The organism is Plantibacter flavus (assembly GCF_051487245.1).
GTDB lineage: Bacteria > Actinomycetota > Actinomycetes > Actinomycetales > Microbacteriaceae > Plantibacter > Plantibacter flavus_B.
In genome coordinates this window covers 724,985-737,265 of record NZ_JAHVDH010000001.1, presented here as the reverse complement: position 1 = coordinate 737,265, position 12,281 = coordinate 724,985, and the positions used below count along the sequence as shown (strand labels likewise).

The following is a 12,281-nucleotide window of genomic DNA, read 5'->3' as shown; positions in this document are numbered from 1 at the left end:
CGCGCACCGATACGCCTCGGCGTCGCCGAACCGGATCGCGGACCAGTGCGGGCAGTCGGTGCAGGTGACAACGACGGTTTCCGAAGCTGAGCGGTCGTGCTTGAGGGTCATGAGCGTGCTTTCTGTGCGAGGTTGGCGGTGGATCGCAGGCGGCGGGAGCCGCGCTGCTCGGTGGTGTCGAAGGTGCGGAGGGCGATCGTCGCGGCGACGAGCGGCGTGATATCGACCGCGCCGGACTGACGCCGTCCCCACGCCCATGAGCTGTCCCCAAGGGGGCGCTTCACGACGCCCTCGGCGGCGGCGTTGAGGCCGGACTGGTCGGAGTGTCGGAGCCGTTTGCCGTCGAGCTCTTTCATGAACGTGGCGCACATGGCCCCGACGTCCTTGTACGCGATCGGCTTGCGGCGAGGGGCCGGTCGACGCTTCGCCATGGCCTCGGCCTCGGCGAGGACTGCGCCGACGGTGTCGTGTCCGATGACGCCTCGGTACTTGCCGGAGAGCTCGACGCACCGGCCGACGAGCCAGTCGGTGCCGGGGCGGTGGTCGACGACCTCTACGAACGCCATGCCGTCGGCGCGCCACGCGGCGACGATCGCGGCTGAGCTGCCGCCCGGGTCGACGTCGATGCCGAACGCGACGTGCTGCGGGCGGACGGGCCAGTCGGCCAGCGCCGAGGCGCGCCACAGGGCGAGGTCGATCGCGCCGCGTGAGTAGTCCTCGGGCCAGATGCCGAGGTACTCGCGCATGAACTGCGGTAGCGGGAGCTTGGCGAACCGGACGGAGATGGTCTCCTCCGTCGTCAGCGTGCCGATGCCGGGGTGCGCGGCGAGCACGATGGGGCGTGCGAGCGTCCACGACTTCTCCCCGCGACCGTCCATGAGGTCGGCTGCTGCGATGTTCGTCGGTGCGGCGAACTCGACGATGCCGGTCCCGGCGATCTGGTTGCGGCCCTCCTCGAGCGTGTCCCAGAACAGGCCGGAGCGGTGGAGGCCAGCGGTCCCGGCGACGATCAGCTGTGCGCCGGGGCGGGTGTCCATGACGGGCAGGATCGCGCCGAGGAGCTCGCCGGAGACTTCGGCGTCGTGCTCCTGCGCCTCGTCGAGGATGATGAGGTCACCGGCATCACCTCGGAAGCTGTCCTGCTTCGGCGGCACGACCTGGAAGAAGCTGCCGTTCGCGAACTCGACGACCTGGTGCCCGGCACCCTTGAGGATGCGGAATCCGCGTTCGTACTCGTTCGGCCACTTCCGCTCCAGGATGCGTGCCATGTCCAGGAACCGGTCGCGGGCCTTCGTGCCGGACTGCGCTGTGAAGAGCACGACGTAGTTCTCGCGCATCTTGCACCGGCCGAGCGCGAGTGCGAGGAGAGCCGTGGTCTTGCCAGCGCGACGAGGGACACAGACGCCCATCGTCGTGAAGAGCGGTCGGAAGTCCTCACGATGGGCGTTGACCGCGTCGGCGATTTTCCACTGCTGCGGGGTCGGCCCGAATCCAAGGAGCTCACACCCCGCAAGAAATTCGCGTTCCCAATCCTCGGCCCGATCGAACGCCGAAATGTGCAGCGCCGGGACGCCCTCGCGGCGCTTCGTGCGGAACGTTCCGTCCGCATCCGTCGCGGCTCGCATGTACGACGGCGCGGGCTTCGTCGGTGCCCCATCGTGAAAGAAAGTTTTCGAGACGGCTAGCGGGGGTTGTTCTCGACTGTCAAAAGACGATGCTTCGAGGTCGAACAGGCTCGCGGTTTGGGTCGGGATCGCGTCGGACTTGCGGGGCGTCACCATGCGCGCATCTGCTTCTTGGCTCGGTGCTTCGCGTTCGTCATGGCTGCGCCGATCTTGCCGCCGTCGCTGCGGTTGCAGTGCCGGTGCGCCGGGCCGACCTGGTCACGGGTGAGCGGGCCGTGGTCGAGGTAGGCGTCGAGCCCGGGCAGGTGGCCGACGTCCCACTGCTGCTCAGGGTGGACGATGCCGCCGAGCTTGCACGAGGGCTGGACGCAGGGTGCGGGCAGTGTGGCGGCGATCGAGGGTCGCCACTTCGACAGCTTCCCCGCGACGCCCTTGCGCTGGTGGTGTGTGCTCATCGAGTGTGCTCGCACGTGAAGCCTGCTCGGAGCTCGGCCCAGTTGAGGCACTGGCACGATACGATCCCGGCATGGACATTGATGGTGGGGACTTCGTCAGCTACTTCGGAGCCGTCGTGCTCGGGCTGGTCGTGCTGCTCGGCGGGCTGTACTTCGTGATCAAGCACGCGGTCATCGCGGCGCACCGGGCGATCGCCGAGCCAGACGATCAGCCACAGGCCAGCGGCAACCAGTAGGGCGAGCTGCCACGGGATGGAGTCCGGGCTCAGCATGTCGGCTCGATCCTCGTCTGTCCGTCGACGAACCGAATCGCCTCGGCCCAGGTAGGAAACCATGCGGACGTGGAGGCGGTGTAGGCGAGCCGTCCGGGTGCGATGTACTCGGCGAACCAGCCGCGTCCAAACTTGCCCGGTCGTGCGCTGCCTGCGCGTCGGACGGTCCACTTCGGGCGGCAGAGCGCCTCGCGGATAGCGTCGGTGGTCGTGCGGGTCATTCGGGGGTCTCCTCGATAGCAAGCTGCGGCTGTTCGGGTAGTGGTGCCGGCGCGGGTTGGTAGTCGGGGCGGGCTGCTCGGATCGTTCGGCCGGTCGTCATGTTGATCAGTCGTCCGTCGCTCTTGTGCCCGCACCCGTGGATGCACCAGCCGGAGTCCGGATCGAAGTCGTGCGGTGCGTCGAGGGGCCGGTAGAGGCGGCAACGTTCGGTGGTGGAGGTCATGCGATTTCGCCCTGCGGGATTGGTGAAGTTGAGAGGTGTGGACCCCCCCGCGAGCGATTGGCGATCGCGAGAGAGGTCCTGCGTGCTGCGTGATCGGAGCCAGCCGGTCGGATACAGGACTCAGCGCCGTTGAGCGCTGACAGTGTCGGTATGTGTGATCGGGGGGACGAATGAGGGTGCTGCCCGGACCTGCCTTTACCAGCGCCCCGACCACGCGGGGAACTTGTTGTTACGCGGTCTAGCTCCGCGGGTCTCGCCCTCATGGGTGGCGGTTTGGTGGCCCTGCTTCCGGCCTATCGAGTTATCTCGGAGGCCGGGCATGGTGGTGGTCGTGAGCGTCGTGTGGAGATTTTGTGCATGACACGACAGTTCTGCACATTGTGAGTAAGTCTGTGGATTGAGCGCGGCGTGTCGAAATTTTGCGCACGAGGTGGCTAATCTGTCCTCATGACGATCATGGACAACAGGACGTACACGCTGGCGGTTCGGCTGCGCAAGTCGCGCATCCTCGCGAACCTCGAACAGGCCGAGCTCGCCGAGATGCTCGGCATCTCGCGCGGGAGTGTCAGTAACTACGAGACGGGCAAGTCAGAGCCGATCGCGTCCATGTTCGTCCGGTGGGCTCAGCTGACCGACGTTCCGCTCGAATGGCTGGCCGAGGGCGTTAACGCAAGAACGGCCCCCGCCGAAGCGGGAGCCGTTGAGGTGGTGCACCCCCTCGGACTTGAACCGAGAACCCACTGATTAAGAGTCAGTTGCTCTGCCGATTGAGCTAGAGGTGCGTGGTTTCGGAGTGTTCCGAACCGAGAGATGACACTACCAGGGAAATGGCCCGGGTGTGAAATCGAGTCGCGCGGCGTGTCGCGAGGGGCTCCGATCGGAGCCCCTCGAGCCTGCGCGAGGAGTGCCGTCGACCCTATTCTGAAGGGGTGACCGACCTGACTCCCGTCTCTCCAGCCGACCTCGATCTCGCCCTCCGCCTCGCCGACGCCGCAGACGCCATCGCCATGGCCCGCTTCGAGGCACGCGACCTCCAGATCTCCACGAAACCGGACCGGTCGCACGTCACCGACGCCGACCTCGCCGTCGAGCGCGCCATCCGCGCCATCATCGAGACGGAGCGACCGGACGACGGCGTGTTCGGCGAGGAGTACGGTGCCCAAGGCCCGACCGACCGCCAGTGGATCGTCGACCCGATCGACGGCACGGCCAACTTCCTCCGCGGCGTTCCGAACTGGGCCACGCTCATCTCGCTCGCCGTCGACGGCGTACCGGTCGTCGGCGTCGTGAGCGCACCCGCCATGCACGCGCGCTGGTGGGGTGCCATCGGACACGGCGCCTGGGGCCTGCGCTTCGGCGAGACCGAGCCCCGACGACTCGCCGTCTCCGGGGTGACCGCCCTGGCAGACGCCTCCTTCAGCTTCCAGAGCATCGCCCAGTGGGCGTCCGTCGGCCGCGTGCCCCAGCTGCTGGCGCTGTGCGGCTCGCTGTGGCGCGATCGTGCCATCGGAGACATGTGGCCCTACATGCTGCTCGCAGAGGGCTCCCTGGACGCTGTGGCCGAATTCGGCGTGCAGGAGTACGACCTCGGCGCCCACGTGCCGATCGTGATCGAGGCCGGCGGACGCTTCACCGACATCGACGGCATCGAGACCATCTCCACACGCAGCTCGCTCGCGACCAACGGGCACCTGCACGACGTCTTCCTCGCCGAACTCCCGCCGATCGCCTGACACGCGGACCCGCCCGGCCGCAAGCCCTCCGAGCGCACCACGGGCCCCGTCGTACGCTGAGCGGATGGTACGACTGCGCCGAAGCGACCCGAACACCGAGGGCATCCGCCGCGTGCGGTCAGGCCGTGGCTTCAGCTACCGCCTCCCCGACGGCTCACTGCTCGACGATCAGGAGATCCGCGCCCGCATCGACGGCCTGGTGATCCCACCCGCCTGGAACGAGGTGTGGATCACCCCCTTCGCCAACGGCCACATCCAGGCCACCGGGATCGACGCCGCCGGGCGGCGGCAATACCTGTACCACCCGTCCTGGCGCGAACGACAGGACCGCAGCAAGTTCGACCGCGCGCTCGCCCTCGCGGAAGCCCTGCCGACGGCGCGAGGCCGTGTGACCCGCGACCTCCACCTCGACGGATTCCCGCTCGCCCGGGTCTCGGCGGGTGCGTTCCGCATGCTCGACACCGGCTCACTGCGCGTCGGCGGGGAACAGTACGCGGAGGCGAACGGCAGTCGCGGCCTCTCGACGCTCGAAGGCGCTCACGCGCGCGTCAGCGGCGACACCGTGTCGCTCCGGTTCCCCGCGAAGAGCGGCCAACCGTGGGAGTCGGACATCGTCGACGCCGACCTGGCATCACTCATCCGCTCCCTGAAGCGCCGGGGCCCGCGCGCACGACTCCTGGCGTGGAAGGACGACACCCGGTGGAAGCCGCTCCAGGCCGAGCAGATCAACGACTACGTGCGGGCCCAGACCGGCGGTGCCTTCACCGCGAAGGACTTCCGGACGCTCCACGGCACCGTCGCCGCAGCCTCGAGCCTCGCCAAGGCCGAACCGGCCAGGACGAAGACCGCGCGGAGCAAGGTGATCGCCCAGGCGATGCGCGACGCGGCAGAGGTCCTCGGGAACACTCCCGCGATCGCGAAGTCGAGCTACGTCGACCCGCGGGTCGTCGACCGTTACGTCCACGGTGAGACGATTCCGTCCGAGGGCCGGGGCTCCCCCGAGACCGCCCTCCGTGTACTCCTCGTCGGCGAGGACGACGCTGGGCGGTCCTGAACGGGACTCAGTCGTGCTCGTGGTGCTCGGTGTTGTCTCGAAGCGCGCCCGTCTCGGCGAGGTACCCCTCGACGTCGGACTCCGGGATCAACTGCAGTCCACGCGGAGTGTGCGCCGAATCCGACAGCACCTCGATCCAGGCGCGGTTGAGCTCTGGAGCACGGCTCCCGAAGAAGCGGAACTGCAATGGGATGCTCGGCGACAGCCACACGGATCTGCGACCAGAGCCGTGCTCACCGTCGCTCACCCAGCTCAGGAAGAAGCTCTCCTGACGGCGGAGCTTCGACCCGATGACCGCCTTCAAGTGCGCGAGCGCGCGGTCTTCGATCTCGTACTCGTCGCCGGATCCGTAGATGAGCATTCCCATGGGGACATTCTGCCGCTACTCGGGCGTGTGACCAGGATGACGCTCCCGGCCGAGTTCGTCGCGCCCGGCCAGTTCATCGCGGATGAGGACCGCTCCATCGAAGTTGCCGCTGCGGTACGCAGCCCGTGCGACCATGTGCGCGGAGATCGGCGCCGTCAGACTCTGGAACACGATGATCGCGATCGCGAGCGTGATCGTGCCGACCGTCGGGCTCGACACGGCCACGTCGGCGACGATCGCGATGAGGCCGAGGATCTGCGGCTTGGTCGCCGCGTGGAGTCGGGACAGCACGTCGGGGAACCGCAGGAGTCCGATACCCGCGGCGAAACACATGACCGCACCGACGAGGACGAGGGCGCCCGTCACGATGTCGCGGATGAGTTCCCCGGTCATGCGTCGTCCTGCTTCGACATGAACCGGGCGACGCTCACCGAACCGACGATCGCGAACATCGCGAGCGCGAGCAGGACGGGCAGGCCGTCGGTGTGGCGGTTGATCGCCATCTCGGCACCGATCGCGCACATCACGGTGGCGACGAGGACGTCGGAGGCGATGACCCGGTCGAGCAGGCTCGGCCCGCGCACGATGCGGTAGACCGCCGCGAGGGCTGCGGCCCCGAAGAGTGCGGCGGCGATGACGATGACGACGGTCATCACGCCCTCCTTCCGGTCGAGGTGTGGGCTTGTGCGTGGCGGAGTTCATCGGCCTCGGTGCGCGAACCGATCGCGAGGATGAGCCGCCGCTCGGTGCCCAGCACCTCGGCGACGACCCGGTCGATGTCGGCGTCGTCATGAACGTCGAGCGCGTGCAGGTAGAGCGTGGACGCCGATCGGTCGAGGTCGACGACGATGGAGCCGGGGACGATCGAGACCGCCTCGGCCGTCCAACTCATGATGAGATCGGAGCTCGTCCGGAGACGGACGGCGATCACCGCGTTGCTCGAGCGGAACGTCGGCCGGACGACGAGCCAGGCGATCTCGGCACTCGCCCGCACGATGTCGACGAGCAAGCGGAGGAAGAACAGCGCCGTGCGCCAGAGGTTGATCCGGCCGCTCAGCTCGACTGCCGGCAGGTAGAACAGGAAGGACACGAGGAGCGCGGCCCCGATGCCGGTCAGGACGGTCAGGAGGTCGAACATGCCCCACAGGAGGCACCACAGCAGCACGAGCCCCGCGAGCAGCAGGACCTGGCTCACGAGGGCACGACGACGAGAGGGTTGCATTAGCGCAGGTGCTCCGTTCCGTCGGGGAAGACCGCGTCGATGTAGTTGTCGGGGTTCTCGATGTTGACCGCGGCGCGCGTGGCCAGGCCGAAGATCGGGCCGGCGAACACCGTCAGGCAGAGCGTCAGTGCGACCATGCCCGTCGTGGCCCCGATCATCGGGCGGGAGATGGTCTTGGTCGCCACGGACCCGGAGTCCTCAGGACTCTCCGCGAGCTGATCGAGCAGCGGCGAGGAGTAGCCGGCGACCTCGTCCTTCCCGCGCCAGAACCCCATGTTCCACACCCTCGCGAGGGCGTAGAGCGTGAGCAGCGACGTCGCCGCACCCGCGGCGATGAGGATGTACGACAACGGGTCACCGGACGCCACACCGGCCTGGAAGAGGCCGATCTTGCCGAGGAAGCCGGAGAACGGCGGGATGCCACCGAGGTTCATGGCGCCGAGGAAGAACAGCACGGCGACGATCGGTGAGGCCCTGAGGATACCGCCGAGCCGCGAGATCGACGTCGTGCCGCCGACGCGCTCGACGAGCCCCGTCGTGAGGAACAGCGTCGTCTGCACCACGATGTGGTGGACGATGTAATAGATCGTCGCGGCCGTCCCGGCGATCCCGCCCACGGCGATCCCGAAGATCATGTAGCCGATGTGGCTGACGAGGGTGAACGACAGCAGACGCTTGATGTCCGCCTGCGCGACCGCGCCGAAGATGCCGATGAGCAGGGTCAGGAACGCGATCACCATCAGCGGAGTCGCGAGCGGGACGTCCTTGAAGATCAGGGTGTCGGTGCGGATGATCGCGTAGACACCGACTTTCGTCAGCAACCCGGCGAAGACCGCGGTGACCGGCGCCGGTGCTGTCGGGTAGGAGTCCGGCAGCCAGAACGACAGGGGGAAGACCGCGGCTTTCACGGCGAAGCCGAGGAGGAGCGCCGCACAGAGGATCGCCTGCACCTCCATGGGGAGGTCGCGCACACGGTCGGCGACCAGGGCGATCGTCACCGTGCCTGTCGCACCGTAGATGAGCGCGATCGCGGCGACGAACAGGAGCGACGACATCAGGCTGATGACGATGTACGTCACGCCGGCCCGGATGCGCGCACCCGTCCCGCCGAGGGTCAGGAGCACGTAGCTCGAGGCGAGCAGCATCTCGAACCCGACGTACATGTTGAAGAGGTCGCCGGCGACGAAGGCGTCGAACAGACCGGCCGCCAGGACGAGGTACGTCGGGTGGAAGATCGAGACCGGCGTCTCGCGGTCGCCGTCGACGATGCCCTGGCCGATGGCGAAGATCAGCACCCCGAGGAGCATGAGCGCGGCGATCAGGAGCATGATCGCCGAGAGCCGGTCGACCACGAGGACGATGCCCCACGGCGGAGACCAGCCACCGAGCTCGACGACGATGGTCCCGCTCTGGTCGACGGCGGCGAGCAGGACGGCGCTGATCACGGTCACCGCGGTGAGCGCGACGACACTGATCCCCACCTGGGTGCGGCGGCGGTGGCGGAACATGAGTGCCACGGCGGAACCGAGCAGCGGGATCATGACCACGAGTGGGACGAGGGCGTTCATTCGCTCGCTCCCTTCCTGGTCGTGGTGTGTTCGTCGTCGCTGTGTTCGTTGCTCTCGTCGAGCGCGCGTTGCACAGCCTCGTCGTCGACGTCGACCTGATGGAAGACCGCGTCGGTGGCCTCCTCCGTGTCGTGCTCGTGCTCGTTGCTCAGTGTGTCGCCCTCGTCACCCAGCTGCGCCAACCACCAGGTGCGGTAGATCAGCGCGAGGATGAAGGCGGTCACGCCGAAGTTGATGACGATCGCCGTGAGCATCAGCACCTGCGGCACGGGATCGACCATGCGGTCGTCCGACGCGGTGCCGGTCACCAGCGGTGCGGTGCCGCTCGGACCGCTCATCAGCAGGATCAGGAGGTTCGTCGCGTTCCCGACGAGCACGAAGCCGATGAGGAAGCGGGTCAGGCTCCGCTCGAGCATCACGTAGACGCCCGTCCCGTACATGATCGCCATCAGCACGACGAGGGTGAGGGAGGCGCTCATCGCTCCACCTCGCTCGCCGTGAACTCGTCCGTGCTCTCCTCGTCGATGTCTGCTTCCTCCTGTTGGCGGTCGACCTCCGCGCCGAGACTCCGGAGGATGTCGAGGGCGAGCCCGACGACCACGAGGTACACGCCGATGTCGAAGATGCTGGACGTTCCGAAGGACAGGTACCCGAGGATCGGAACCTCGACGGAGAAGTACGCCGAGGTGAGGGCTTCAGCGCCGAGGAACAGCGAGGCGGTCGCCGTTCCGACCGCGAGCAGCAGGCCGACCCCGAGCACCTTGCCGGCGTCGATCGGAACCGCCTCGCCCAGCTCGTAGCGGCCTCCCGCGAGATAGCGGAGCACGAGCGCGAGACCGGCCAGGAGCCCGCCGGCGAAGCCGCCGCCGGGTTCGTTGTGACCGACGAAGAGCAGGAAGATCGAGACGATGATCGCCGGGTGGAAGAGCAACCGGACGAGCACCTCGAGCAGGATCGAACGGTTCGCCTCGGCGATGGCGCGCCCACCGATCAGCCAGGAGTGACGGCCGACGGCGTCGCGCGGCGCCTCCATCTCCCGGTCGGCGAGCTGCGGGTCGGCGACGACCTGCGAGCGGAAGCTCGGTGCTCGACGCTGACGGGCGCCGCTCAAACGCGGAACTGCAGCCCCGCGTTGCGAGACGAACAACAGGCTCGCGATGCCGGTCGCCACGACGACGAGGACCGAGATCTCTCCCATCGTGTCCCAGGCACGGATGTCGACGAGCATGACGTTGACGATGTTCTTGCCGTGACCCTCCTCGACCGCGAGCCTCGGCAGCTCCGTGGCGATACTCTCGGCCTGGCGAGCGGCCAGGGCGATGACGCCGATCGTCCCCATCACGAGACCGGTGAGCGCGCCGATGACGATTCGCCGCACGCGGTGGATCGGCGCATTCCGCTGAGCGATCTTCGCGGGAAGACGCCGGAGGACGAGGACGAACACCACGACGGTGATCGTCTCGACGAGTGCCTGGGTGAGCGCGAGGTCCGGAGCGCCGTGCAGGGCGAACAGTGCGACGAGCCCGAAGCCCGTGACGCCCACGAGCAGCACTGCAGCCATGCGCTGCTTGGCCCGTGCGGCGGCGATCGCCGCGGTCGCCATGATGAACGCGATGCCGACCTGCGCCGGGTAATCCCACAGCCTGATCTGGGTCGGCCAGGCGCGACCGAGCAGCGTGATCGTGCCGAGGGTGAGGACGAAGACGACGAGGATCGTCGAGAGATACTGCACGAGACCGCCGCGCTGGGCGAAGAGGGTGACCTTCGCCGACACCCGGTCGATCGTCTGCGTCGCCGCCCAGTACCCCTTCGACGAGTCGACGACGGGCGGCACACGGTCCTGGAACCGCGCGACCGGCAGCCGCCAACGGAAGAGCAGGAGCCCGAGCAGGACGACGACCACGGAGATGCCGAGCGCCGGTTCGAACCCGTGCCAGAGGCCGAGGTGGTAGCTCCCCTCCCCCGCCGTGTCCGCGTAGGGTGCGAGGACCGTGTCGATCGGGGCGGTCGCGAAGCCGAGGACGACGGTCGCCGCGGCGAGCACGCCGGGTGCGACGAGGATCGCGCCCGACTCCGCGTGGAGTTCGGTCGGTGCGGCAGCGCGACGATTGCCGAAGGCACCCCACAGGAATCGCGCACTGTACGCGACGGTGAGCACCGAGCCCAGCGCCGTCCCGATGATCGCGACCCAGCCCCACACGTCGCCTTCCAGCGCACCCTCGAGCAACGAGGTGAAGACGGCCTCTTTGGCGACGAAGCCGAAGAGCGGTGGCAGGCCCGCCATCGAGGCCACGGCGATCGCCGCGATGACGGCCAGGGCGGGCGCTTGCCGACCCACGCCCGAGAGGTGCCGCCAGTCACGCGTACCCGCCCGGTGGTCGATGATGCCGACCACGAGGAACAGGGTCGCCTTGTAGATCGCATGCGCCAACAGCAATGCGACCGCCGCCAGCGCAGCGTCGCGCGAACCGTACCCGGAGATGACCATCAGGAAACCGAGCTGGCTGACCGTACCGTAGGCGAGGATCAGCTTCAGGTCGTACTGGCGCAGCGAACGCCACGCGCCGACCAGCATCGTGAACACGCCGAGGCCGACGAGCATGGCGTCCCAGCCCGGGATGTCGGCGTAGCCGGGCGCGAGCCGCGCGACGAGGTAGATGCCGGCCTTCACCATCGCCGCTGCGTGGAGGTAGGCGCTCACCGGCGTGGGTGCCGCCATGGCCGCCGGCAGCCAGAAGTGGAAGGGCACGAGGGCCGACTTCGAGATCGCCCCGACCAGGATCAGCAGGATCGCGACCGTGGTCGCGGGGCCGGTCAGCCCCTGCTCGACGATGGAGGCGAGCGAGGTGCTCTGTGCCTGCACGGAGATCATGATGACGCCGACGAGCATGACGAGGCCACCGAAGGTCGTCACGAGGAGCGCTTGGAGCGCGGCACCCCGGCTCTCCTTGCGGTCGGTGTAGTGGCCGATGAGCAGGTAGGAGAGGACGCTCGTGATCTCCCAGAACATGAACATCACGATGATGTCGTCTGCCGTGACGAGGCCGAACATCGTGCCGGCGAACGCGAACAGCAGCGCGGCGAATCGACCGAGCCCAGGCTCGGTCGATGAGAAGTACCGCGCGCAGTACAAGAGGACGAGGGCTCCGACGCCCGTGACCACGAGGGACAGGAGCCACGCGAGTGTGTCCATCCGGAACGACAGCTCGATGCTGAGTTCGGGGATCCACTGGATCGTCTCGACGACGGTTCCGCCAGCGGTGACGGTGGCCGTCTGGAACAGCGTCCAGACGAATGCCGCTGCGGGAATGCAGGCGAGGAGGTAGAAGATCTTCGTGGACAGCAGTCGGGTGAACGACGGCGTGACGACGGCGATCACAGCAAAAACAAGCAGGATTGTCGCCATGCAGGTCTCCCGGGTGGTGGCGGCCTCTGGACTGCCAGGTTATCAGGATTCCCGGGAGGGGTATGCCACCTCCGACGACGAAAGGCCCCCACCGAAGTGGAGGCCTTTCGTCGATCCGGCAGCGTATGACAACG

At 67.8% G+C, this 12,281-nt stretch carries 15 protein-coding genes and 1 tRNA gene; 4 read left to right on the top strand and 12 right to left on the bottom strand.

The features are described 5' to 3' along the window. Positions 1-107 precede the first annotated feature (107 nt). Together KXS11_RS03420 and KXS11_RS03415 are read right to left on the bottom strand one after the other, a co-directional pair. Positions 108-1,625: a terminase large subunit domain-containing protein gene (locus tag KXS11_RS03420; RefSeq protein WP_437384037.1), complete on the bottom strand. Its 1,518-nt coding sequence runs from the start codon at positions 1,623-1,625 to the stop codon at positions 108-110. Between the two features lie 149 nt (positions 1,626-1,774). Further along, positions 1,775-2,080 carry a hypothetical protein gene (locus KXS11_RS03415; RefSeq protein ID WP_437384036.1) on the bottom strand — a complete coding sequence of 102 codons (306 nt, stop codon included), beginning with the start codon at positions 2,078-2,080 and terminating at the stop codon, positions 1,775-1,777. A gap of 71 nt (positions 2,081-2,151) precedes the next feature. Here KXS11_RS03415 and KXS11_RS03410 point away from each other — a divergent pair, with 71 nt between their 5' ends. Continuing rightward, the gene (locus KXS11_RS03410; protein WP_437384035.1) at positions 2,152-2,316 is read left to right on the top strand and encodes a hypothetical protein; all 165 of its coding nucleotides are present in this window, start codon (positions 2,152-2,154) and stop codon (positions 2,314-2,316) included. 29 nt (positions 2,317-2,345) lie between these two features. Here the strand turns inward: KXS11_RS03410 and KXS11_RS03405 are convergent, their stop codons facing one another. Both KXS11_RS03405 and KXS11_RS03400 read right to left on the bottom strand, forming a co-directional pair. After that, positions 2,346-2,573, bottom strand: a complete 228-nt coding sequence (locus KXS11_RS03405; protein WP_437384034.1) for a hypothetical protein — start codon at positions 2,571-2,573, stop codon at positions 2,346-2,348. Next, the gene (locus tag KXS11_RS03400) at positions 2,570-2,797 is read right to left on the bottom strand and encodes a hypothetical protein (protein ID WP_437384033.1); all 228 of its coding nucleotides are present in this window, start codon (positions 2,795-2,797) and stop codon (positions 2,570-2,572) included. The genes KXS11_RS03405 and KXS11_RS03400 overlap by 4 nt, the downstream gene beginning before the upstream one ends. A 447-nt stretch (positions 2,798-3,244) precedes the next feature. On the opposite strand from KXS11_RS03400, the gene KXS11_RS03395 reads away from it, so the two are divergent. Then, positions 3,245-3,541, top strand: a complete 297-nt coding sequence (locus KXS11_RS03395; RefSeq protein ID WP_437384134.1) for a helix-turn-helix domain-containing protein — start codon at positions 3,245-3,247, stop codon at positions 3,539-3,541. Here the strand turns inward: KXS11_RS03395 and KXS11_RS03390 are convergent. Beyond that, a tRNA-Lys gene (locus KXS11_RS03390) sits at positions 3,504-3,579 on the bottom strand. The two genes, KXS11_RS03395 and KXS11_RS03390, sit on opposite strands and share 38 nt — an antisense overlap. A gap of 147 nt (positions 3,580-3,726) precedes the next feature. On the opposite strand from KXS11_RS03390, the gene KXS11_RS03385 reads away from it, so the two are divergent. Beyond that, the gene (locus tag KXS11_RS03385; protein ID WP_437384032.1) at positions 3,727-4,530 is read left to right on the top strand and encodes an inositol monophosphatase family protein; all 804 of its coding nucleotides are present in this window, start codon (positions 3,727-3,729) and stop codon (positions 4,528-4,530) included. A 64-nt stretch (positions 4,531-4,594) separates the two neighbouring features. Next, the gene (locus KXS11_RS03380) at positions 4,595-5,584 is read left to right on the top strand and encodes a DNA topoisomerase IB (protein ID WP_437384031.1); all 990 of its coding nucleotides are present in this window, start codon (positions 4,595-4,597) and stop codon (positions 5,582-5,584) included. 7 nt (positions 5,585-5,591) lie between these two features. Here the strand turns inward: KXS11_RS03380 and KXS11_RS03375 are convergent, their stop codons facing one another. Genes KXS11_RS03375 through KXS11_RS03345 form a run of 7 tightly spaced genes read right to left on the bottom strand, consistent with a single transcriptional unit; the run spans position 5,592 to position 12,147 of the window. After that, positions 5,592-5,951, bottom strand: coding sequence for a DUF7882 family protein (locus KXS11_RS03375; protein WP_437384030.1), 360 nt, complete (start codon positions 5,949-5,951; stop codon positions 5,592-5,594). A gap of 15 nt (positions 5,952-5,966) precedes the next feature. Then, positions 5,967-6,344: a monovalent cation/H(+) antiporter subunit G gene (gene mnhG, locus KXS11_RS03370; protein ID WP_437384029.1), complete on the bottom strand. Its 378-nt coding sequence runs from the start codon at positions 6,342-6,344 to the stop codon at positions 5,967-5,969. Continuing rightward, on the bottom strand, positions 6,341-6,604 hold the full coding sequence (locus tag KXS11_RS03365) for a monovalent cation/H+ antiporter complex subunit F (RefSeq protein WP_437384028.1): 264 nt from the start codon (positions 6,602-6,604) through the stop codon (positions 6,341-6,343). The genes mnhG and KXS11_RS03365 overlap by 4 nt, the downstream gene beginning before the upstream one ends. Further along, positions 6,604-7,173 carry a Na+/H+ antiporter subunit E gene (locus KXS11_RS03360; RefSeq protein WP_437384027.1) on the bottom strand — a complete coding sequence of 190 codons (570 nt, stop codon included), beginning with the start codon at positions 7,171-7,173 and terminating at the stop codon, positions 6,604-6,606. Before KXS11_RS03360 ends, KXS11_RS03365 begins: the two co-directional genes overlap by 1 nt. Next, positions 7,173-8,741 carry a Na+/H+ antiporter subunit D gene (locus tag KXS11_RS03355; RefSeq protein ID WP_437384026.1) on the bottom strand — a complete coding sequence of 523 codons (1,569 nt, stop codon included), beginning with the start codon at positions 8,739-8,741 and terminating at the stop codon, positions 7,173-7,175. Before KXS11_RS03355 ends, KXS11_RS03360 begins: the two co-directional genes overlap by 1 nt. Continuing rightward, complete coding sequence (locus KXS11_RS03350; RefSeq protein WP_437384025.1) at positions 8,738-9,220, bottom strand: sodium:proton antiporter; 483 nt, start codon at positions 9,218-9,220, stop codon at positions 8,738-8,740. The genes KXS11_RS03355 and KXS11_RS03350 overlap by 4 nt, the downstream gene beginning before the upstream one ends. Next, the gene (locus KXS11_RS03345; RefSeq protein WP_437384024.1) at positions 9,217-12,147 is read right to left on the bottom strand and encodes a Na+/H+ antiporter subunit A; all 2,931 of its coding nucleotides are present in this window, start codon (positions 12,145-12,147) and stop codon (positions 9,217-9,219) included. The genes KXS11_RS03350 and KXS11_RS03345 overlap by 4 nt, the downstream gene beginning before the upstream one ends. Between the last annotated feature and the right edge of the window lie 134 nt (positions 12,148-12,281).

Bases quoted from the DNA above. Each gene is read 5' to 3' on its own strand.
- KXS11_RS03400 (WP_437384033.1), bottom strand. From the start codon at position 2,797: ATGACCTCCACCACCGAACGTTGCCGCCTCTACCGGCCCCTCGACGCA.
- mnhG (WP_437384029.1), bottom strand. From the start codon at position 6,344: ATGACCGGGGAACTCATCCGCGACATCGTGACGGGCGCCCTCGTCCTC.
- KXS11_RS03355 (WP_437384026.1), bottom strand. From the start codon at position 8,741: ATGAACGCCCTCGTCCCACTCGTGGTCATGATCCCGCTGCTCGGTTCC.
- KXS11_RS03420 (WP_437384037.1), bottom strand. From the start codon at position 1,625: ATGCGAGCCGCGACGGATGCGGACGGAACGTTCCGCACGAAGCGCCGC.
- KXS11_RS03360 (WP_437384027.1), bottom strand. From the start codon at position 7,173: ATGCAACCCTCTCGTCGTCGTGCCCTCGTGAGCCAGGTCCTGCTGCTC.
- KXS11_RS03345 (WP_437384024.1), bottom strand. From the start codon at position 12,147: ATGGCGACAATCCTGCTTGTTTTTGCTGTGATCGCCGTCGTCACGCCG.
- KXS11_RS03395 (WP_437384134.1), top strand. From the start codon at position 3,245: ATGACGATCATGGACAACAGGACGTACACGCTGGCGGTTCGGCTGCGC.
- KXS11_RS03350 (WP_437384025.1), bottom strand. From the start codon at position 9,220: ATGAGCGCCTCCCTCACCCTCGTCGTGCTGATGGCGATCATGTACGGG.
- KXS11_RS03405 (WP_437384034.1), bottom strand. From the start codon at position 2,573: ATGACCCGCACGACCACCGACGCTATCCGCGAGGCGCTCTGCCGCCCG.
- KXS11_RS03410 (WP_437384035.1), top strand. From the start codon at position 2,152: ATGGACATTGATGGTGGGGACTTCGTCAGCTACTTCGGAGCCGTCGTG.
- KXS11_RS03380 (WP_437384031.1), top strand. From the start codon at position 4,595: ATGGTACGACTGCGCCGAAGCGACCCGAACACCGAGGGCATCCGCCGC.
- KXS11_RS03375 (WP_437384030.1), bottom strand. From the start codon at position 5,951: ATGGGAATGCTCATCTACGGATCCGGCGACGAGTACGAGATCGAAGAC.
- KXS11_RS03415 (WP_437384036.1), bottom strand. From the start codon at position 2,080: ATGAGCACACACCACCAGCGCAAGGGCGTCGCGGGGAAGCTGTCGAAG.
- KXS11_RS03365 (WP_437384028.1), bottom strand. From the start codon at position 6,604: ATGACCGTCGTCATCGTCATCGCCGCCGCACTCTTCGGGGCCGCAGCC.